Origin of the sequence: Pseudomonas sp. PvP009 (genome assembly GCF_017832995.1) — a bacterium.
GTDB classification, from domain to species: Bacteria; Pseudomonadota; Gammaproteobacteria; order Pseudomonadales; family Pseudomonadaceae; genus Aquipseudomonas; species Aquipseudomonas syringae.
Map to the genome: position 1 here is coordinate 3,529,169 of NZ_JAFIBG010000001.1, position 21,823 is coordinate 3,550,991.

At 63.2% G+C, this 21,823-nt stretch carries 11 protein-coding genes; 8 read left to right on the plus strand and 3 right to left on the minus strand.

Annotated features, from left to right (window positions below; translation table 11 throughout):
- The first annotated feature begins 40 nt into the window (after positions 1-40).
- Genes JOE29_RS14930 through JOE29_RS14965 form a run of 8 tightly spaced genes read left to right on the plus strand, consistent with a single transcriptional unit; the run spans position 41 to position 6,235 of the window.
- Positions 41-1,255 carry a PepSY domain-containing protein gene (locus JOE29_RS14930; RefSeq protein WP_058446859.1) on the plus strand — a complete coding sequence of 405 codons (1,215 nt, stop codon included), beginning with the start codon at positions 41-43 and terminating at the stop codon, positions 1,253-1,255.
- Entirely contained in the window at positions 1,252-1,797 is a 546-nt protein-coding gene (locus JOE29_RS14935; RefSeq protein ID WP_044311621.1) for a hypothetical protein, read from the plus strand. The genes JOE29_RS14930 and JOE29_RS14935 overlap by 4 nt, the downstream gene beginning before the upstream one ends.
- Positions 1,794-2,126: a hypothetical protein gene (locus JOE29_RS14940; protein WP_003348824.1), complete on the plus strand. Its 333-nt coding sequence runs from the start codon at positions 1,794-1,796 to the stop codon at positions 2,124-2,126. The genes JOE29_RS14935 and JOE29_RS14940 overlap by 4 nt, the downstream gene beginning before the upstream one ends.
- Positions 2,123-2,689, plus strand: coding sequence for a DUF6162 family protein (locus JOE29_RS14945; RefSeq protein WP_004404943.1), 567 nt, complete (start codon positions 2,123-2,125; stop codon positions 2,687-2,689). The genes JOE29_RS14940 and JOE29_RS14945 overlap by 4 nt, the downstream gene beginning before the upstream one ends.
- A gap of 35 nt (positions 2,690-2,724) precedes the next feature.
- Positions 2,725-3,657: a metal ABC transporter substrate-binding protein gene (locus JOE29_RS14950; protein ID WP_003423544.1), complete on the plus strand. Its 933-nt coding sequence runs from the start codon at positions 2,725-2,727 to the stop codon at positions 3,655-3,657.
- Positions 3,654-4,418: a metal ABC transporter ATP-binding protein gene (locus JOE29_RS14955; protein WP_024683414.1), complete on the plus strand. Its 765-nt coding sequence runs from the start codon at positions 3,654-3,656 to the stop codon at positions 4,416-4,418. Before JOE29_RS14950 ends, JOE29_RS14955 begins: the two co-directional genes overlap by 4 nt.
- The gene (locus tag JOE29_RS14960) at positions 4,418-5,317 is read left to right on the plus strand and encodes a metal ABC transporter permease (RefSeq protein ID WP_004418348.1); all 900 of its coding nucleotides are present in this window, start codon (positions 4,418-4,420) and stop codon (positions 5,315-5,317) included. The genes JOE29_RS14955 and JOE29_RS14960 overlap by 1 nt, the downstream gene beginning before the upstream one ends.
- Positions 5,318-6,235, plus strand: a complete 918-nt coding sequence (locus JOE29_RS14965; protein WP_074953185.1) for a zinc ABC transporter substrate-binding protein — start codon at positions 5,318-5,320, stop codon at positions 6,233-6,235. It begins immediately after the preceding gene.
- A gap of 662 nt (positions 6,236-6,897) precedes the next feature.
- Here JOE29_RS14965 and JOE29_RS14970 read toward each other — a convergent pair.
- The 3 genes from JOE29_RS14970 to JOE29_RS14980 all read right to left on the minus strand — a co-directional run bounded on the left by JOE29_RS14970 (position 6,898) and on the right by JOE29_RS14980 (position 21,788).
- A complete protein-coding gene (locus JOE29_RS14970) occupies positions 6,898-7,116 on the minus strand; it encodes an MbtH family protein (protein ID WP_210079662.1) in 219 nt (72 codons plus the stop codon).
- 81 nt (positions 7,117-7,197) lie between these two features.
- A complete protein-coding gene (locus tag JOE29_RS14975; protein ID WP_074996974.1) occupies positions 7,198-8,610 on the minus strand; it encodes an aspartate aminotransferase family protein in 1,413 nt (470 codons plus the stop codon).
- A 164-nt stretch (positions 8,611-8,774) separates the two neighbouring features.
- Positions 8,775-21,788 carry a non-ribosomal peptide synthetase gene (locus JOE29_RS14980; RefSeq protein WP_245226705.1) on the minus strand — a complete coding sequence of 4,338 codons (13,014 nt, stop codon included), beginning with the start codon at positions 21,786-21,788 and terminating at the stop codon, positions 8,775-8,777.
- Between the last annotated feature and the right edge of the window lie 35 nt (positions 21,789-21,823).

Here is a 21,823-nt window from a genome sequence, read left to right on the forward strand (position 1 = left end):
CCTGCGGCCGCTCCACATCGTGAATCGAGATTGTTTATCCATGTCGAAGAAGTCCCGTTCAAAAATCTGGTTTCTCGTCCACAGCTGGCTGGCCCTGCCGATCTGGTTCTTCGTGCTGATCGTTTGTGTGACCGGCACGCTGGCCGTGGTCAGCAAGGAAATCATGTGGCTGGCCAACCCGGAGATGCGTGACAACCGCCCTTCCGACGACGCCCAGCGCCTGAACTTCGAACAGATTCGCGCAACCATCGAACGCAACGAGCCGGACCTGATCGTCGGCACCATCATGCAGCCGGACGGCGAGTACTTCGCCTTGAGCGTGTTCATCACCTACCCCGACGGGCGTTCGGTGCCGGCTTACGTCAACCCTTACACCGGAGTGATTCAGGGTATTACCCCATCGTTCGACTTCCGCCGCTTCACCCGCGCGCTGCACGGCTGGTGGCTGGTGCCGTTTACAAACGGTTATTCGTGGGGCTGGTACCTGGTGTCGATTCTCGGCCTGCCGTTGCTGGCGTCACTGGTGACCGGGCTGGTGGTCTACAAGAAATTCTGGCGCGGCTTTTTCAAGCCCGTGCGTTTCAGCCAGGGCCCGCGGATTTTCTGGGGCGACCTGCATCGCCTCAGCGGCGTCTGGTCGATCTGGTTCATTGCGGTAATTTCCATTACCGGCACGTGGTTTCTGATCCAGGCGATTCTGGGCGACAACCAGATCAGTATTTCCAGCAAATCCCAGGTCGCGTCGATCATCCCGCACAGCGCCGTGCCACTGACTGCCGATGGTAGTCCTGCGCCGACCATCAGCCTGGAGCGCGCCGTGGAAATCGCCAGGGAGCGGATTCCGGGCCTGGAAGCCAGCTTCATCACACCGCCGTTCAATGCCTACAGCAACATGCAGGTGGGTGGACGCAGCTGGTATCCATTGATGTTCCAGACCGCCGAAATCAACCCGTACAGCGGCGAGATTGCCGCCTCGCACCTGCTGTCGGACCGCAACAAGCTGGAGTTCGTCACCGAGTCCATGCGCCCCCTGCACACCGGCGATTTCGGCGGCATCTGGATCAAGCTGATCTGGGCGTTTTTCGGTCTGCTGCTGAGCATGATGGTGCTCAGCGGCCTGTTGATCTGGAGCAAGCGCACCGCGATAGCAACGATCAATGCCCTCAAGCGTGAAGCCAGAGCCAAGCCTGCCGCATACACCCCGGAGATAAACACCTCGCCGCTGACGGCCCGCACCCCGGAGAACAGCCTGTGAGCAAGGCCGCCGCTGTCGCACAACCTGCATCGTCAATGAGTCGTTTCTGGCACAAATGGCGTTTCCACATCAACGTGCTGCTGGTGCTGATACCGCTCGGTTTCATGCCCAAGTACTTCTCCGATGTTTCACTGGATCGTGGCGATCAGGGCCTTGGCCAGCGCGAGGTCGGCGAGATTCAGGTCGGCCCGTGGAGCCTGCGTCTGGCAGAGGACCGCAACGAAGCGCCGCGCCTTTCCGGTCCATCGGGCTACATGAAAAGTTTCAACGCGGCGCTGTGCAACGCCTGCATCGACCGGGTCAAGGCCACTTATCTGCGCATCGGCAAACCACGCAGCCTGCGCACCGCCGGGGTGATTTTCTTCGGTGGCGGCTACCGCATGAGCGCCTTCATGCAGATCGCGCAAAACACCGATCCCGACGCCGAGCTGTGGATCACCATGGAAGGCTGGGACGGCGCCGTGCATCAGACTTCCATCCCCCTGCAACAGGCTTCGCCCAGCACCGTGGCGTGGCTTAAAAAACAAGGAGCCCAACCATGAGTGCCCGCCCTTCCGTGCGCTGGCTGACGGCCAGTGCCCTGTGCCTGCTTGGCCTGAGCGGCAACGCCCTGGCGCATAACCCGATGTGCGAATGCAAACAGATCGACACCGAGCAGATCCGCTGCACCGGCGGTTTTTCCGACGGCAGTGGTGCGCCGGGTGTGACCCTGGACGTGATCGGCTACGACGAAACCATCCTGGTGCCAGGCAAGCTCGGCGAAGACTCGACGGTAACCTTCAAACGCCCCGCCTCCGAGTTCTACGTGCTGTTCGACGCAGGTCCCGGTCATGTGGTGGAAATCGATCAGGCGGACATCCAGGCGCCATGAGCACACCAACCCGACACATCGTCCGTCCGGCAGGCGCCGGGCATGAAACCCTGTACGTCCTGCTGCTGTGCCTGCTGATCCTCGGCAGCGCTGCCGGCGTGATCAGCCTGCACCGTGATACTCAGGAAACGCACAGCATCGCCAACCACCAACTGGACGCACGACGCGATTTGAGCGCTGCGGAACAAGGCATTTACGCCGACCTGCGCGTGACCCTCGACGAAATCCGCCTGCTGGCCAGCGAGCAGCAGACACCGATCACCCCAGAGCAACTGGGCGATGAAGGCTTTGCGCCGTTCGCCAGGGATGCCAGTTCGGTGAGCCGTGGCGACCATGCCTGGCAGATGATCGAGCAGTCCTACCTGGGACTGAGCCGGACTCCGAGCGTGGCCGGTTCGTTTCTGATGCGTGTCGATTCCGGCGAGCAGCCAGACATCTGGATCAACCGCAACGCCTCGCTGGCGACGGTCAGCGACCTCAGTGACCAGGCCTTGATCGATTCAGGCTGGAAACAGGTCGTCGCGCAATTCGATGCTGGCGTGACCCGTCAGCACCCGCACTGAAACTCCGCATTCCTTTGAAAGAAGACCGCTTGCCCATGCCTATTTCATTCAAACGCCGTCCCTTGCTGCGCGGCCTGCTGACGGGGCTGATGGTCGCCCTGCTGGCGCCGTCCAGCTTCGCCGCCGAACCGGCCAAACGCCTGCGTATCGGCATTACCCTGCACCCTTACTACAGCTACGTGAGCAATATTGTCGGCGACAAGGCCGACGTCGTGCCGCTGATCCCGGCGGGCTTCAACCCGCATGCCTATGAGCCGCGCGCCGAGGACATCAAGCGCATCGGTTCGCTGGACGTGATCGTGCTCAACGGTGTCGGTCACGACGACTTTGCCGACCGCATGATCGCCGCCAGTGAAACGCCGAACATCAAGACCATCGAGGCCAATGCCGATGTGCCGTTGCTGGCGGCCACCGGGGTGGCGGCGCGAGGTGCTGGCAAAGTGGTCAACCCGCACACATTCCTGTCGATCAGTGCGTCCATTGCGCAGGTCAACAATATCGCCCGCGAGCTGGGCAAGCTGGACCCGGACAATGCCAAAACCTACACCGCCAACGCCCGCGCCTACGGCAAGCGCCTGCGCCAGATGCGCGCCGACGCGCTCGCCAAACTGACCAAGGCACCCAATGCCGACCTGCGCGTGGCCACGGTGCATGCCGCCTACGACTACCTGCTGCGCGAATTCGGCCTGGAAGTCACCGCCGTGGTTGAACCGGCGCATGGCATCGAGCCGAGCCCGAGCCAGTTGAAAAAAACCATCGACCAACTGCGTGAGCTGGACGTGAAGGTGATCTTCTCGGAGATGGATTTCCCGTCCACCTACGTCGAGACCATTCAGCGTGAATCCGGGGTCAAACTGTACCCTCTGTCGCATATCTCCTATGGCGAATACACCGCTGACAAATACGAAAAGGAGATGGCCGGCAACCTGGATACGGTGGTACGCGCCATTCAGGAGTCGGGCGCATGACGGCTGCACAGCAACTCGATATCGTCAGCCAGGGGCCGGGCATCGAATTCAATCAGGTCAGCCTGACCCTCGGGCGCACCACGATTCTCGATCAGGTTCACTTCAATGTGCGCGCCGGCAGCGTACACGCACTGGTCGGCCCGAACGGCGGTGGCAAAAGCTCGCTGATCAAGACCCTGCTCGGGCAGACACCGCATCAGGGCCAATTGAGCCTGCTGTGGCCTGCAGCTCCAGGACTTATCGGCTATGTACCGCAGGCGCTGGAGTTCGACCGTGGCCTGCCGATGACCGTCGACGATTTCATGGCTGCGATGTGTCAGCGACGCCCGGCGTTTTTGGGCTTGTCGAAGCACTACGCGGCAGCGATTGGCGAGGCGCTGGAACGGGTCGGGATGCAGGACAAGCGCAAACGGCGCATGGGCGCGCTGTCCGGTGGCGAGCGGCAGCGCGTGCTGCTGGCGCAGGGGCTGATTCCTGCGCCGCAATTGCTGGTGCTGGATGAGCCGATGTCGGCGCTGGATGAAGCGGGTATTCAGGTGTTCGAGCGGTTGTTGGGCGACTGGCGCCGAAGCGGGGTCACGGTCCTGTGGATCGAGCATGACCTGGATGCCGTCAGGCGTCTGGCCGATCAGGTAACAGGGCTCAACCGACGCATCCTGTTCGATGAACCGGCCGCCACTGCGCTGACCCCGGAGCGGCTGCTGACCCTGTTTTCCGCGCACCCGCGCACGACGGATAGCAGCGCCGGGAGGATCGCGTAATGGATTACGAAACCTTTCGCCTGTTCATTCAGGGCCTCGCCTCTTCCGGTTACTTGCCCGAGGCGCTGGCCTACGGTTTCGTGGTCAACGCCCTGCTCGCCGGGCTGTTGATCGGCCCGGTGCTGGGCGGGCTGGGAACACTGGTGGTGGTCAAGCGCTTCGCGTTTTTCTCCGAAGCCGTGGGCCATGCGGCACTGACCGGGGTGGCGATCGGCATTCTGCTCGGCGAACCCTACACCGGCCCCTATGGCGCGCTGTTCGGCTATTGCCTGCTGTTCGGCATCGTCCTCAATTACCTGCGCAACCGCACCGGGCTGGCGCCGGACACGTTGATCGGCGTGTTCCTGTCGGTCTCCCTGGCACTGGGCGCTAGCCTGTTGCTCGTGCTGGCCGGCAAGATCAACGTGCACATTCTGGAAAATGTGCTGTTCGGCTCGGTGCTGACCGTCAACGGCAACGACCTGCTGGTGCTGCTGATCGTCGGTTCGCTGGTCATGGGCCTGAGCCTGCCGCTGTACAACCGCATCATGCTGGCCAGCTTCAACCCGCAACTGGCTGCGGTGCGCGGCGTGGCGGTGAAGACGCTGGATTACCTGTTCGTGATTCTGGTGACGCTGATCACGGTCGCGGCGGTGAAAGTCATCGGCGCAATCCTGGTCGGTGCGCTGCTGGTGATTCCGGCGGCGGCCGCACGCCTGTTGAGCCAGTCGCTCAAGGGCTTTTTCTGGATTTCAGTGGCCATTGCGACGCTCAGCACCCTGTGCGGCATCCTGCTGCCCATCGTCTTCGACCTGCCTGTGCCGTCCGGCGCGGCAATCATTCTGGTGGCGGGCATGGCTTTTGCGCTCGCCGCCATCGCTCGCGGCACGCTGCCGAGCCTGAAAGGGAATATTGGATAAATGCCTACGTTACGTACCTTGACCCTCGCGCTGATCATGAGCGGCCTGTTCAGCAACAGCCTGCAGGCGGCTGACAGCAAAACCGACAGTTCGCAACCGGTGAGGGTGCTGGCCAGCCTGCCGATTACCTATGGCCTGGGCGAGATACTGCTCAAGGACAGCGGTGTGGTGCTGGAGCGGGCTGCCGCGGCCAACCTGCCGGGCTCGCGTCAGACGGCGTATTTCACCGGGCGTGGTGCCGATGCCTTGCGCGGGCTGGCGAACAACGCCGACGCGGTGATCGGCTTGCGCTCGATCTGGGCCGATGACCCGCTTTACCCCAATGCACGGCGCAGCAATATTCGTATCGTCGAGATCGACGCTGCACGGCCGGTGGACGGCAGTTTGCCGGGCATCGCCGTACAGCCGGGTCAGGGCACTGACGGATTGAACAGTCAGCCGTGGCTGGCGAGCAATAACATGGGGCGTATGGCCGATGTGCTGGCAGCGGATCTGGTGCGTCTGGCTCCGGCCGCCAAACCGCAAATCGAGGCCAACCTGGCGGCGTTCAAGCAGCAGCTACTCAAGCTCAGCGCCAGCAGCGAGGCAGCGCTGGCCGGTGCCGATAATTTGAGTGTGGTGAGCCTGTCGGATCGCTTCAGCTATTTGATCAGCGGGCTGAATCTGGAGCTGATCGACACTCAGGCACTGACGGACGAGCAATGGACGCCGGAAGCCTTGAGCAAATTGAGCGCAACACTGAAAGACAACGATGTGGCGCTGGTGCTTGATCATCGTCAGCCGCCCGAGCCGGTCAAGGTGGCCATCGAGGCAGCCGGCAGCAAGCTATTAGTGCTGGGGATCGATGGCGCTGACCCGCTGGCGGAATTGCAGGGGGATATTCAGGGGATTATCGGGGTGCTGGCTGGTAAGGAGTGAGATTATCGTTCGGCACGCTCCAGCGTGGGAATGCAGGTCGCGACGCTTTACGTCGTAGAGAGGACGCGGAGCGTCCGGAAAGGCATGCGACGCGGAGCGTCGCACGATAATGAGTTGTCCGCGCAGACCGACGCAGAGCTTCAGCACGGAGTTGAGACTATCGTTCGGCACGCTCCAGCGTGGGAATGCAGGTCTCGACGCTCTGCGTCGCACGATAATGAGTTGTCCGCGCAGACCGACGCAGTGCTTCAGCACGATAGTTGAGATTATCGTTCCGCACGCTCCAGCGTGGGAATGCAGTTCTCGACGCTCTGCGTCGCAAGAGGACGCGGAGCGTCCGGAAAGGCATGCGACGCAGAGCGTCGCACGATAATGAGTTGTCCGCGCAGACCGACGCAGTGCTTCAGCACGGAGTTGAGACTATCGTTCCGCACGCTCCAGCGTGGGAATGCAGTTCACGACGCTCTGCGTCGCAAGAGGACGCGGAGCGTCCAGAACGGCATGACGACGCGGAGCGTCGCACGATAATGAGTTGTCCGCGCAGACCGACGCAGAGCTTCAGCACGATAGTTGAGATTATCGTTCCGCACGCTCCAGCGTGGGAATGCAGGTCTCGACGCTCTGCGTCGCACGATAATCGAAGTATCCGTCCAGACCGTCAATCAGACCGTCTGCGCTTCCATTTTCTGGCGCAGGCTCAGGGGGCGCATGTCGGTCCAGACTTCTTCGATGTAGGCCAGGCATTCTTTCTTGAAGCCGCTTTTGCCCACGGTGCGCCAGCCGTTGGGGATCGCCTTGTAGTCGGGCCAGATGGAATACTGTTCTTCGTGGTTGACTACAACTTGAAAGACGATGTCTTCCCGATCGAATACTGAAGTCATTGCTGCTCTCCATGTGTGTTCAGGGCTGCCGTGCCAATTCATGGCAGCTATAGGGATTGAACGTATCACTACGTCGAAAAATTAAACCTGGGCGACAGCGGCGTTCAGCGCACGGCCGAAGATCTCTGCCACTTCGTCGATCTGCTCGGCGGTGATGATCAGCGGTGGCAGAAAACGTACCACGCTGGCATGTCGACCGCCCAGTTCCAGAATCAGCCCGCGCTTGAGGCATTCACGCTGGATCAGTGGGGCCAGACGCGCAAATAGCGGCGGATGACCCTGTGCATCACGCGCACCGGATGGGTCGACCAGCTCGACACCGAGCATCAGGCCGCGCCCGCGAATATCGCCCAGTTGCGGGAAGTCACGCTGCAAGGCACGCAGATGCCCGGACAGACGCGCACCCATGGCTATCGCATGTTCGCAAATGGAGTGCTCCTGAAGATAGCGCATGACGGCAGAACCGGTAGCCATGGCCATCTGATTGCCGCGAAAAGTCCCGGCGTGAGCGCCTGGCAGCCAGGTATCCAGCCATGAACGATAGACCACCACCGCCAGTGGCAGACTGCCGCCGATGGCTTTGGACATGACCACCACGTCCGGGATGATCCCGGCGTGCTCGAAGGCAAACATTTTGCCGGTGCGGGCGAAACCGCTCTGGATTTCATCGACGATCAGCGCCACGCCGGCCTTTTCGGTGATGCTTCGCACGCCGCGCAGCCAGTCCAGATCAGCAGGGATGACTCCGCCCTCGCCCTGCACCACTTCAAGGATGACCGCTGCGGGCAATTGCACGCCGGCTTCCGGATCGTTGAGCAGGTTTTCCAGATAGTGCAGGTTGGCGCGCACGCCCGGTTCGCCGCCAAGCCCGAACGGGCAGCGGTAATCGTAGGGGTAAGGCAGAAACTGCACGCCTGTGCCGAGCAGCGCACCCAGCGGCTTTTTAGGCCCCAGGCTGCCCATCAGGCTCAATGCGCCCTGGCTCATACCGTGATAACCGCCCTGAAATGACAACACCGTGCTGCGTCCGGTAGCGGTACGCACCAGCTTCAACGCGGCTTCCACCGCATCGGTCCCGGTCGGGCCGCAGAACTGAATCTTCGCGTCATCGGCCAGCGCTGGGGGCAGCAGGCCGAACAGGTCCTGAACGAACTGATCTTTGACCGGCGTGGTGAGGTCCAGGGTGTGCAGCGGCAACTCGTCGGCGATCACCTGCTGGATCGCTTCGATAATCACTGGATGGTTATGCCCGAGCGCCAGGGTGCCCGCGCCTGCCAGGCAATCGATGAAGCGTCGCCCTTCGACGTCCTCGATGTGAATACCCTTGGCGCGTTTGAGCGCCAGCGGTATGCGCCGCGGGTAGCTGCGAGCATTGGACTCCTGGCGACTCTGTCGGGCCAGCAGTGGCGATTCGTCGAACTGGTAGAGCGTCTCAGCCGCAGCCGGGGCAACCTGAGTCGGCTGATCATCGATAAACCTGGTAGCGACTGACATCTGTGCAACCCTCAATACGCTGCTTGAATGACCTGAAGCATGGGCGTTGGCGCATGCCGCTTCAGGTATGTGTTCGTTGCTTTGAAAACGCGCCAGCGGGCTGCGGATTTACACCTGCCAACGAGTTTTTTATCCGCAGCCCCGGCGCCCCGACGAGAGGCTGATCAGAGCCCTTCCAGTTCCGCCATCAAGTCCGCCAGACGGTCGAATTTCTGCTCGTCGACCTGTGCTCCGCCAAGGCTTTCCAGGTGCTGCGCCAACGCCTGAACGGTGTTGAACTCGAACATTGCCCGCAACGGCACGTTACGCTGCAAGCGCTTCTGCGCACGGGTCACCACCTGGGTCGCGAGCAGCGAGTGCCCGCCCAGCTCGAAGAAGTTGTCGGTAATGCCCACGCGCTCGACCTTGAGCACATCGGCCCAGATCGTCGCCAGCTGCTGCTCCATTTCGGTCTGTGGCGCCAGATAGTCCTGCTGCGCCAGGCTGACGTCGGGCGCCGGCAGGGCCTTGCGGTCCAGCTTGCCGTTCGGGGTCAGCGGCATGGCCTCCAGCAACACCAGATGCGTCGGCACCATGTAGTCCGGCAGGCCGGACTTGAGGTGGCTTTTCACCTCGTCACGCAGAGCCTCGTGATCCTGCGTCGCGGAACGCGGCACCAGATAGGCCGCCAGCACCTTGCCCAATGGGCCGTCGACGTCCAGCACCACTGACTCACGGATGGCCGGATGCTCCAGCAGACGGGTTTCGATTTCACCCAGCTCGATGCGATAGCCACGAATCTTCACCTGATGATCGACCCGACCGACGTACTCCAGCACGCCGTCCTTGCGCCGCCGCGCCAGGTCACCGGTGCGGTACAGACGTTCGCCCGGCGCACCGAACGGATGCGGCACGAACACCGGCACGGTGCGCAGCGGATCAGCGACATAGCCGCGACCGACACCGGCCCCGGCTACGCACAGCTCACCGACGGCACCCAGCGGCACGAGGTCCAGCGCATCGTCGAGCAGGTACAGACGATTGTTGTCGGTCGGCGAACCGATCGGCAGATAAGCGCTGCGAGTGGACTGCACATCGACCCGGAAGAACGCCACATCGTCGGAACACTCGGCCGGACCATAGGCATTCACCAGGCCGATCTGCGGGTAACGTTGCAGCCACTGGCTGGCCAGTTCCGGCGGCATGGCTTCACCGGTCGGCAGCATCCAGCGCAGGCTGTCGAGCGCTGCCTGCGGTTCGGCGAGCAGGCCGGTGATCAGCGACGGCACGCTTTCCAGCACGCTGATGCGCTGCGCCTGAACATGCGCCAAAAGGGCCTGCGGGTCGCGGGCGATGTCGTTCGGCACGATGTCCACCCGAGCGCCAAACAGCGGCGCGGCGAGGAACTGCCAGACCGAAATGTCGAAACTCTGCGAGGCGGTCTGGGCGATCACATCGCGGTCGCTCAGGCTCAGGTAAGGCACCTTGCTCAACTGGTTATTGAGCATGCCGCGCTGCTCGACCATCACACCCTTTGGCAGCCCGGTGGAGCCTGAGGTGAAGATCACATAAGCGAGGTTGTCCGGCGCGCTGTAGCGACCAGGGTTGTGCTGCGCGGAATCGCTCTGCTGCACGTTTTCCCAGACCCGCAACTGCGGTCGGCTCGACTCAGGCAGCGCATCAAGTAACGCCCTGCCCTGTTCCAGGCACTCAGCACTGCACACCAGCAGCGGCGTGGCGCTCTGGTCGATGATGCCGCTCAGCCGGGCGTTCGGCAGCGTCGGGTCCAGCGGCAGGTAACCGGCACCGGCCTTGAAGCTACCGATGATCATGCCCAGCAGTTCAAGGCCACGCTCGGCGAGCACGGCAACCGGCTGATCGAAACCGACACCGGCCCCGATCAAGGCATGGCCCAGACGGTTGCTGGCGATATTCAGCGCGGCATAGCTGAGCTGGCGTTCCAGGCAACTGACCGCAATGCGCTCCGGATGCGCCGCGACCTGCGCTTCGAACAGTTCGACATAGCTTTTATCCAGCGGGTAAGCATGGTCGCTCTGATTGCAGCCGTCGATCAGGAAAGCGCGCTCCTGCTCACTGACCAGCGCCAATTCGGCCATGTCGCCATGAAAGCCTTCGACCAGCGCCAGCAGCAGGCGCTTGAACTCACTGAGCATGCTCTGCACGGTGGATTCGTCGAAATAGCGCTGGTCGTAGGACAGGTGCAGGCCCAGGTCATCGCCCGGATAGCAGACTGCGGTCAGCGGGTAGTTGGTATGGGTGCGACCGGAATCCGAGGTGGCATTCAGGCTTTGCGCACGGTCCAGCACCGAGACCTCGACCGGCGCGTTCTCGAACACGAACAGGCTGTCGAACAGCGGCTGGCCCTTGGGCAGCTCGCTGTTTTCCTGAATGGTCACCAGCGGCAAGTACTCGTACTCGCGCAGTTGCATGTTGCTGTCCAGCAACTGGCTGAGCCACTGGCGAACGCTGCAACGTTGATCGTCAGCCGGCATGCCGACACGCAAGGCGATGGTGTTGATGAACAGCCCGACCGTGCGCTGCATCTGCGGCAGTTCCACCGGCCGCCCGGCCACAGTCACGCCGAACACCACGTCGCGATCACCGCTCATGCGCCGCAGGGTCAGCGCCCAGGCCGCCTGGGCGAAGGTATTGACGGTCAGTTGATGCTGCTGCGCCAGTTCGCGCAGTTGCGCACCGTCGCGTTCATCGAGACGGGTGTAGCAGTCGCCCACCACCATGCCACCGCTGTCGCCGGCATGTTCACGCAGGAACGGCCGGTCGCTGGGGATCGACGTGGGCCGCTCGAAGCCGCGCAGGTTGTCTCGCCACCAGTCACGCGCCTGCGTCAGGCCTCGGCGTTGCAGCCAGCCGATGTAGTCGCGATAGCGCGGTGCGGGGGCCAGTTGCGCATCGCAGCCTTCGCCCAGCGCGGTGTAGATGTCGAAGAAGTCGTTCATCAGCAGCGAGCGGCACCAGGCATCGATCAGGATGTGGTGGTTGCTCATCATGAACCAGTAGCGCGCCTCGTCGACGCGGATCAGACGCAGGTGGAACGGCGGTTGATCGAGCAGTTCGAAACCGGCCTCGCGCTCGGACTTGAGCAGAACCTGCAAGCGCGGCTCCTGCTGCTCCGCCGGCACCTCACGCCAGTCCAGGTAATCAATTGGCGTGCTGCCCGGCTTGTGAATGACCTGCAGCATGGTTTCGCCGATGTTCCAGCAGAACGAGGCACGCAACGCTTCGTGACGGGCGATGACCGCTTGCCAGGCCTGGGCGAAACGCTGCGGGTCCAGGGCGCTGTCGATGCGGTAGCGGTCCTGCATGTAATACAGTCCGGTTCCCGGCTCCAGCAAAGTGTGCAGCAGCATGCCCTCTTGCATCGGGGTCAGTGGGTAGACGTCTTCGATGTGGCTTGGCGGAACCGGCAGCGCGTCCAGTTGCGCCTGATCCAGAGCAGCCAGCGGGAAGTCCGACGGCGTCAGGCCGCCGCTGCCATCGGCCAGGCAATGGGCGATCAGCGCCTGCAACTGCTTGAGGTAATCTTGCGCCAGCGCTTCGATGGCAGCGGGTTCATAGCGCTCGGCGCTGAAGGTCCAGCGCAGCAGCAGTTCACCCCCGTACACCTGACTGTCGATGCTCAGTTCGTTGGGCAGCGGCGCCTGTGGATCGTGGGCCGCGCCTGGCGACTCTTGCAGCGGACGGAACAGCGCGTCGTCAGCGAAGCTCTGATCGAACTGGCCGAGGTAGTTGAAGGTGATCGGCGCCACCGGCAATGCCTGCATGGCAGCCTTGCTGGCACTGTCGGCCAGGTAGCGCAGCACGCCATAGCCCAGCCCCTTGTGCGGCACCTGGCGCAGTTGCTCCTTGACCGCCTTGATCGAATCGCCCGGTGCCGCGTCGACAGCCGGCGCGGGCGTCAGGCGCAGCGGATAGGCGCTGGTGAACCAGCCCACCGTTCGGGTCAGGTCGATGTCATCGAACAGGTTTTCACGGCCGTGACCTTCAAGCTGGATCAGGGTCGACGGCTGCCCGCTCCAGCGGCAGACCACCTGTGCCAGCGCGGTCAGCAGCAGGTCGTTGACCTGGGTTCGGTAGGCACTCGGCGCCTGTTGCAGCAGTTGCCGGGTACGTTCGGCATCCAGGCGCACGCTGACCGTCTGCGCATGACGATTCTGCCGACCGCCCTGCGGGTTATGGCACGGCAGACTCGTCGCAGGACCGCCCAGCTGGCGCTGCCACAGGTGCAGTTCTTCACGTAACGACTCGTTGCCCGCATAAGCCTGCAAGCGTGCGGCCCAGTCGCGGAAGGCGCTGGTCTTCGCCGCAAAGCGCACCGGCGCCGCGTCGCGCAGTTGACGATAGGCGTTTTGCAGATCGTCGAGCAGCACGCGCCATGACACGCCATCGACCACCAGGTGATGAATGACCATCAGCAACCGTTGCTGGCCCTGCGGACCGTCGACCAGCAAGGCGCGCAGCAGCGGACCGTCTTGCAGGTCGAGACTGCGCTGGGTGTCAGCGTACAAGGCTGCGCATTCGGCCATGTCGCTGACCTGCGCCTGAATCAACAGGGTGGTGTCGGCGGACACTGCGCGGTGTTCTGCCTGCCACGTGCCCTCATGCTCGGTGAAACTCAGGCGCAGGGCATCGTGTTGTTCGAGTAGCGCACGCAACGACTGCTCAAGGACGTTCGGGTCCAGCGCGCTGAGCGGCTCCAGCAGCACCGACTGATTCCAGTGCTGACGCTCGGGGATCGGCGTGTCGAAGAACCAGTGTTGAATCGGCGTCAGGCCGCAAGCACCGTCAAGCTGGCCCTGCTCGGCCTGAATCAGCTCGCGAGTGGTCGCCACGGCGGCCAGGGTCTGCACGGTCTGGTGCTGGAACAAATCACGCGGGCTGAAATGAATACCCAGTTGACGCGCCCGGCTGACCACCTGAATCGACAGGATCGAGTCGCCGCCCAGCTCGAAGAAGTTATCGTTGAGGCCGACTTTTTCCACGTTCAGCACCGCACACCAGATTGCCGCCAACTGTTGCTCCAGCTCACTGGCGGGCGCTACGTAGTGTTGACGATTGAGCTCCGGGTCTGGTGCAGGCAAGGCACGGCGGTCGAGTTTGCCGTTGGCGGTCAGTGGCATGCTGTCGAGCAGAATCAGGTGGGTCGGCACCATGTAGTCCGGCAGTTGCGTCTTGAGGTGCGACTTGAGCGATTCACGCAATTGCGCCTGCTGCTCGTCGCCCTCCCCGGCCACATCGCTGACCAGATAGCCTGCCAGTTGCTTGCCTGACGGCGTGTCCAGCGCCAGCACGATGGCTTCGCGGATTGCTGCGTGCTCCAGCAGACGGGTCTCGATCTCCCCCAGTTCGATGCGGAAGCCGCGAATCTTCACCTGATGGTCGATACGCCCCAGGTATTCCACCAAACCGTCGGCGCGCTGGCGCACCAGATCGCCGGTACGGTACAGACGCCCGCCGTTGCTGGCGAATGGATCGGCCACGAAGCGTTCGGCAGTCATGCCGGGGCGCTGGTGATAGCCCTGCGCCAGGCCCGCTCCGCCGATGTACAGCTCGCCGCTCGCGCCTTGGGGCACCAGGGCCAGATCGGAGTCGAGAATGTACGCCACCCGTGCACCGACCACGCGCCCGATCGGCACGCTGGCTTCACCGTCCTCCAGTTGCTGCGGGGCCAGGCTGGCCAGCGGCATGACCACGGTTTCGGTCGGGCCGTAGGCATTGAATAACAGCTCGGGCTGGAACACCGCACGGATGCGTTGCAGGTGTTCGCCGGTCAGCGCTTCGCCGCCGGTGATGCACATGCGCACCGGCAGGGTCTGGCCCTGGGTCGCCAGCCACTGCGCCAACTGGCTGCCGTAACTGGGCGTGAAGCCGAGAATATTGACCTGCTGCTGACGAATCAGCGTGCAGATTTCTTCGGCGTCCCACTGCCCCTGAGCACGCAGCACCACACGCGCACCGCTGAGCAAGGGCACCAGCAGACGCTCGGTAGCGGCATCGAAATTGATCGAGTAGAAATGCAGCTCACAGTCGTCAGGGCGCATGTCGAAGCGTCGGATTACTGCCTGGCAATGCATGGCAATTTCACCATGGGACACCACCACGCCCTTGGGTTTACCGGTCGAACCGGAGGTGTAAATCAGGTACGCCTGATGCTGCGGCAGGCTGATAAACGGCAGTTCATCGGACGAAAAAGACTCCAGCAGCGGCTGATCGTCTTCCAGGCACCAGCGGGCAACACCGGCAGGCAACTCGCCCAACGCGGTAAACAGGGCACGATCGCTCAGCAGCAGCCCGACGCCGCTGTCTTCGATCATGTAGTGCAGGCGTTCCAGCGGGTATTCCGGGTCAAGCGGCACGTAGGCACCACCGGCCTTGAGGATCGCCAGCAGGCCGACGACCATGTCCAGCGAACGCGGCAGCGCCAGACCAACGCGAACCTGCGGGCCGACGCCGCGTTCGCGAAGCATCCAGGCCAGTTGGTTGGCCTTGGCGTCGAGCTCGGCGTAGCAGAGGGTTTGCCCGGCGAACGTCAGCGCCGGCGCGTCTGCACGCCGTTGTGCCTGTTCGGCAAACAGGCTGTGAATGCATTGGTCGAGCCGTTGTTCACCCGCTTCGACACCGAGGCTGTCGAGCAGTTGCTGACGCTCTGTGTCCTGCAGCAGCGGCAATTCACTCAAACGCTGTTGTGGATCAGCGAGCAGCGCCTGCAACAGGTTCAGCCAGTGTTCGGCCATCTGCGCGATGCGCGGTTCGTCGAACAGATCGGTGCTGTAGGTCAGGCAGCAACCTAGACGGTGGTCCAGTTCGGTGACTTCCAGATTGAGGTCGAACTTGGTGGCTCGCGCATCGTTGACCAGGTACTCGACGGTCATGCCCGCCAGCTCGCGACTTTGCTGGAATTCCCAGCGCTGCACGTTGCACATCACCTGAAACAGCGGGTTGTAGGCTGCGCTGCGTGGCGGTTGCAGGGCTTCGACCAGATGATCGAACGGCAGGTCCTGATGCGACTGGCCTTCGATCACCGTGTGGCGAACCTGTTCGAACAGCTGGGCGACGCTCATCTGCCCGTCAAGCTGCACGCGCAACACCTGGGTATTGAGGAACGCGCCGATCAGCCCTTCGCTTTCCGGACGAATGCGGTTGGCCACCGGCGCGCCGATGCGCAAGTCGTTCTGGCCGCTGTAGCGGTAGAGCAATACCGCCAGGGTGGCGGTCATGGTCATGAACAGGGTCAGGCCGTTGCGCGCATTGAATGCACGAACTTTCACGGCCAGGTCGGCGTTCAGGTCAAAGCGATACAGTTCGCCCTGATGGCTTTGCACCGGCGGCCGCGGCCGGTCCGCAGGCAGCTCCAGCAATGGATGCTCGCTGCCCAATTGCGCGGTCCAGTAATCGAGCTGGCGCTGGCGTTCGCCGGCTTCCATCCACTGCCGCTGCCAGACGCTGTAATCCAGATAGTGCACCGCCAGCGGTTCCAGCGGCGATGGTCGTCCTTCGAGGAAGGCTTCGTAAAGCTGCCCCAGTTCGCGGGCGAAAATGTCCATCGCCCAGCCTTCGGTGACGATGTGGTGCAGGGTCAGGACAAAGTAATGCTCAAGGTCGCTTGACCTGACCAGACACGCGCGCAGCAACGGTCCGGTTTCCAGATCGAAGGGCTGGTGCGCCTCGCTGTCGGCCAGTGCCTGAATGCTTTGCTGACGAGCCTCGGCGGGCAACGCAGAATAATCCTGCCACTGCACGCGCAGGCCGGACTGCTCGCTGACCTGCTGGCACGCTACGCCGTTGACGCTCGGGAACGTGGTGCGCAGGGTTTCGTGGCGCAGGATCAAAGCTTGCAGCGCTGCCTCGAAACACTCGATGTTCAGCACGCCTTTCAGGCGCGCCATGCCGCCGACGTTGTAGGCCGGGCTGTCCGGTTCCATCTGCCAGAGGAACCACATGCGCTGCTGGGAGTAGGACAACGGTACCGGCTGGCTGCGGTCGACACGGGCAATCGGTTGCAGGCTGCTGCGTGCGCCGGACTGCTGAATGGCCTCAACCTGTTCGGCAAACGCGCCCAGTTCGCTGGCTTCGAACAGCGTCCGTAACGGCAGGTCGATGTCGCACGCCTGACGCACGCGGGAAATGATTTGCGTGGCCAGCAACGAATGCCCGCCCAGTTCGAAGAAATCATCGCGCAGGCCGACACGCGGCACGCCCAGCACCTGTCGCCAGACAGCGGCGATCTGTTTTTGCAGATCCGTCTGCGGCTCGACGTGCTCGCGGGTCTGCCATTGCGGCTCGGGCAAGGCGCGACGATCCAGCTTGCCGCTCGGGCTCAGGGGCATGCTGTCGAGGCGCACCAGCTGCGCCGGGACCATGTAATCCGGCAGTTCCAGGGCCAGTGCCGACTTGATCCGCTCGGCCTCGACGTTCTGCCCCGCTTCGGCGGTGTAGTAACCGATCAGTTGCGGCCCGGCAACGGTTTCGCGCAGCAGGACGGCTGCCTGGCCTACGCCTGGATGGGCCAGCAAACGCGCTTCGATCTCTTGTGGTTCGACGCGGAAACCGCGCAGTTTGACCTGCTGATCCAGACGGCCAAGGTATTCCAGCACGCCATCGGCGGCCCAGCGCACCAGGTCCCCGGTGCGATACAGGCGCTCACCCGCTTGCCCCAGCGGATCGGCGACAAAGCGCTCGGCGCTAAGCCCGGGACGCCTCAGATAGCCACGCGCCAGACCGATGCCGCCGATGCACAGCTCCCCGGCCACCCCGCGTGGCAGCGGATTGAGTTCGCTGTCCAGCACCCGGCACAGCACATTGCCCAATGGCCGGCCGATCGGCGAGCGCAGGCCGTCGCTGATCCGGCACTGCCAGTGGGTGACGTTGATCGCGGTTTCAGTCGGGCCATAGCGGTTGTGCAGCTGTACGCCGGGCAGTTGATCGAGCACCCGGTTGCGCAGCTCGCCGGGCAACGCTTCGCCGCCGGAAAACAGCCGACGCAGGCTGCTGCACTGCTGCGCCAGCGGCTCATCGATGAACAGTTGCAGCAGCGGCGGCACGAAGTGCAGCGTGGTCACAGAATACGCGTTGATCAGCTGCGCGATGCGCTGCGGATCGCGGTGTTCGCCAGGGCCTGCCAGCAACAAGCGGCAGCCGGTGACCAGCGGCCAGAAGCACTCCCACACCGAGACGTCGAAACTGATCGGTGCCTTCTGCATCAGCACGTCGCTTTCATCCAGTGCGTAGGTGTCCTGCATCCATTGCAGGCGCTCGGCCAGGGCCGCGTGAGTGTTGCCGACGCCTTTGGGCTGACCGGTCGAGCCGGAGGTGTAAATCACGTACGCCAGGTTGTCGCCGTGCAGGTTCAGACGCGGCGCACTGACCGGCCAGTTGTCCAGGTGCAGCGTGTCCATCGCGACGGTGCACACGCCTTCGGCGCTCGGCAGGTCGCCCAGCAGATGGCTCTGGGTCAACAGCAGTTCGACCCCGCTGTCTTGCAGCATGTAGGCGAGTCGATCCATCGGATAGTCCGGGTCCAGCGGCACGTAAGCCCCGCCTGCCTTGAGGATCGCCAGCAGCCCGATCAACAGCTGCGGCGAACGCTCGGCGGCGATCGCCACCTTGATGTCCGGACCAACGCCCTTGTCGCGCAGGTAATGCGCCAGGCGGTTGGCCTGAGCGTGTAGGCTGGCGAAGTCTAGGCTGCCGCCCTCCCACACCAGTGCGATACGTTCCGGTGTCTGTCGCGCCTGGCGGTCCAGCCGTTCCGGCAACCACAACGTGGCCGGTGCGCAAGGCGCGGCGCTCCATTGCGCCTGTTGCTCCTGCTCCTCGGCGCTGAGCAGTTGCACGTCACCCAGCGCGAGCTGGGCCTGCTGGCTGACCTGCGTCAGCAGGCGCACATAGTGCTGAGCCATGGCCACGATAGTGTCGTGCTCGAACAGTTCGTCGGCGTAATCGAAGGACAGCGTCAGGCGACCGTTGCGGTGCTCCTCACTGTGCAGTTGCAGATCGAACTTGGCCTCGCGGCTGTGCCACGGCAGCTCTTCGGCCAGCAGCCCCGGCAAACGACGCAGAGCGCCGAGGTCGCGTTGCTGGTGGTTGAACATGACTTGAAACAGACCGTGCTCGCGCGCCTGCGGAAACACTTCGACCAGTTGCTCGAACGGCACGTCCTGATGGGCCTGGGCCTCAAGCGCCGCCTGCCGGGTCTGGGCCAGCAGGGTCGAGAATGGCAGACGCGGGTCCAGCTCTGCGCGCAGCACCAGGGTGTTGATGAAGAAGCCGATCAGGCCCTGGGTTTCATGGCGTGGCCGATTGGCGCCGGGCACACCGATGCGAATGTCGGCTTGCCCGCTGTAACGATGCAACAGGGTCTGGAACCCTGCCAGCAGGAACATGAACGACGTCGATTGCCAGGCTTGCGCGGTGTTGCGCACGGCGGTGCTCAGTTCGGCAGTCAAGCGCAGGCTGTAGCGCGAAGCGCTGTGCTGCTGGCGGGCCGAACGCGGATGGTCGGTGCTCAACGTCAGAACTGGCTGTTCATCACCCAGTTGCTGCTGCCAGTAAGCCAGCTGGCGCTCGGCCTCGCCGTTCGCCAGCCATTCGCGCTGCCATTGGCCGTAATCGGCGTAACGCAGCGGCAACGGTGCCAGCTCCAGCGTCTGGCCCTGAACAGCCGAGGCATAGAGGCGCGAGAACTCGTCGATCAGCACATTCAGCGACCAGCCATCGGCAATGATATGGTGCAGCGTGACCAGCAATTGATGCTCTTCTTCGTCCAGTTGGAGCAACGTGACGCGCAGCAACGGGCCGTGTTGCAGATCGAACGGCAAGCGCGCCTGCTGTTCGCGAATTGCCACGGCCCGTGCCTGACGCTCGTCGCTGGGCAGATCGCTGATATCGAGGGTCTCCAGGTGAAATTCACTCGGCGCATCGATACGTTGCAGGGCCACGCCGTCCTGTTCGTAGAAGCGCGTGCGCAGCGATTCATGGCGCTCGATAAGGCGCTGGAAGCTGGTGCGCAACGCAGTGCTGTCCAGTTCACCGCGCAGATGGAGCCCGCCGGGAATGTTGTAGGCGCTGCTGTGCGGGTCGAGCTGCCAGAGGAACCACAGACGGTTCTGGGCCATGGACTGTGGCAGATGCTCATTGCCGGGCAATCGCACGATGGCGCTCTGCGTCTGGCTGTCGCCTTGCGATGCGGCGGTCTGCAGCGTTTCGACCTGTGCCGCGAAGACCGCCAGCGTCGGCGCTTCAAAGAGCAGTCGCAGGCTCAGGTCAATCCCCAGCGTTTCGCGCAGGCGGGCCACGACCTGGGTCGCGATAATCGAATTGCCGCCCAGCAGGAAGAAATGGTCGTCGGCGTTGACCTGTTCACACTGCAACTGTTCGCACCAGACTGTGGCGATCTGCGCTTGCAGGTCCGAGCCACTGCTTGGGGCACAGCCTGAAAGAGTGGCATTGCTCACGGGAAACACCGCGTAGCTGTCCAGGCTGCCGTCGGCCAGACGCGTACGGCAGGCCGAGCGCTGCAATTTGCCGCTGGAGGTCTTGGGCAGCGCGCCCGGATTGAGCAGCACCACGACACTCGGCGCTTCCTGAAACGCCTCGGCCACGGTCTGCCGGATAACCTTGATCAACGCGTCCGGCGTGAGGATTTTCTGCACGCTGCGACTGATTTCAGCAGCAATGCCGATGCCTTCGCTACCGTCCTGAGTGACGGCAAACGCCGCCACCCGGCCTTTGCGCACGACATCTACGTCACGCTCGATGAGCTTTTCGATGTCCTGTGGGTACAGGTTGTGGCCACGAACAATCAGCATGTCCTTCAGGCGGCCAGTGATGTACAGCTCGCCGTGACGCTGAAAACCCAGGTCGCCGGTACGCAGCCAGGTCTGCCCGGCGTGCTGCACGAACGCCTTGGCGGTGGCTTCCGGGTTGCGCCAGTAACCATGGGCGATGCTCGGCCCGCTGGCCCAGACTTCGCCAACCTGATTCTCGCCGAGCACCTGCAGGCTGACCGGGTCGGCGATCAGCACGCCATGCCCTGGCTGGCCCGTGCCGCAGCTCATGACCGGCATACCGTCGCCCGGTTCTACGACATTGCGCGCCAGCGCCTGCGCATCCAGGCGCAGCGATGGGATACCCTTGCCGCGCTTGCCCCCGGCCACATACAACGTCGCTTCGGCCAGACCGTAGGACGCCATGAAGCTGTCAGGCGTGAAGCCGCAACTGGCGAATTTTTCGGCAAATGCTCTCAGGCTGTCTTCGCGAATCGGCTCGGAGCCCGAATACGCCACGCGCCAGCGACTCAGGTCCAGACGCTCCAGCGCCGAATCGCTGACCCGTGCGCTGCACAGCTGGTAGGCGAAGTCAGGCCCGCCGCTGATGGTGCCGCCGTATTCACTGATGGCTTCCAGCCAGCGCAACGGCCGGGCGAGGAAGTGAGCGGGGGCCATCAGGATGCACGGGACACCGCTGAAAATCGGCTGCAACAAGCCGCCGATCAGGCCCATGTCGTGGTAGAGCGGCAGCCAGCTGACAATCACGTCGTCCGGATTGACGTCGATGCCGAAGCCGTGGCGGATCAATGACTCGTTGGCGACCAGATTGCCATGCGTGACCTGCACGCCCTTCGGTAGTGCGGTCGAGCCAGAGGTGTATTGCAGGAACGCAATGTCGTCGGCCTGCAGTTGTGGGCCCTGCCAGTCTTGTGCCGGGGCAGCAGGCAGCGTATCGACACAGAGCAGTGGCGGCGCATCGGCAGCGGCCAGCTCGTCCATCTGCAGCAAGGCGGGCTGCAAATCGGAGCCGGTCAGCAGCAGACGCGGCTCGGCATAGGCGATGATCGACAGCAGTCGCTCCTGGTGATGGCGACGATTGGATTCCGGCGGATAAGCCGGCACGGCAATGACCCCGGCATACAGGCAGCCGAAGAACGCCGCAACATAGTCGGGCCCGCTATGGAACAGCAGAATCGCCCGATCCCCCGGCACAGCCTGACATTGCAGCGCAGCAGCGATGGTCCGCGCGCGCAGGTCCAGATCACGGTAGGTCAACACCAGGCCCTGGTCTTTCTCATCGGTGAGAAAACGCAGCGCCAGCCGATCCGGCGTGTGCAAGGCGCGACGCTGAAGAGCCTGAGCCAGAGTGTCGGGGAGTTCAAACGCATCCATGATGGGGTTCCTGCTAGATTCGGCGTGCCAGATAA

Excerpts from the sequence above, each read along its gene's own strand:
- JOE29_RS14960 (WP_004418348.1), top strand. The coding sequence starts at position 4,418 with ATGGATTACGAAACCTTTCGCCTGTTCATTCAGGGCCTCGCCTCTTCC.
- JOE29_RS14950 (WP_003423544.1), top strand. The coding sequence starts at position 2,725 with ATGCCTATTTCATTCAAACGCCGTCCCTTGCTGCGCGGCCTGCTGACG.
- JOE29_RS14930 (WP_058446859.1), top strand. The coding sequence starts at position 41 with ATGTCGAAGAAGTCCCGTTCAAAAATCTGGTTTCTCGTCCACAGCTGG.
- JOE29_RS14975 (WP_074996974.1), bottom strand. The coding sequence starts at position 8,610 with ATGTCAGTCGCTACCAGGTTTATCGATGATCAGCCGACTCAGGTTGCC.
- JOE29_RS14980 (WP_245226705.1), bottom strand. The coding sequence starts at position 21,788 with ATGGATGCGTTTGAACTCCCCGACACTCTGGCTCAGGCTCTTCAGCGT.
- JOE29_RS14955 (WP_024683414.1), top strand. The coding sequence starts at position 3,654 with ATGACGGCTGCACAGCAACTCGATATCGTCAGCCAGGGGCCGGGCATC.
- JOE29_RS14970 (WP_210079662.1), bottom strand. The coding sequence starts at position 7,116 with ATGACTTCAGTATTCGATCGGGAAGACATCGTCTTTCAAGTTGTAGTC.
- JOE29_RS14940 (WP_003348824.1), top strand. The coding sequence starts at position 1,794 with ATGAGTGCCCGCCCTTCCGTGCGCTGGCTGACGGCCAGTGCCCTGTGC.
- JOE29_RS14965 (WP_074953185.1), top strand. The coding sequence starts at position 5,318 with ATGCCTACGTTACGTACCTTGACCCTCGCGCTGATCATGAGCGGCCTG.
- JOE29_RS14945 (WP_004404943.1), top strand. The coding sequence starts at position 2,123 with ATGAGCACACCAACCCGACACATCGTCCGTCCGGCAGGCGCCGGGCAT.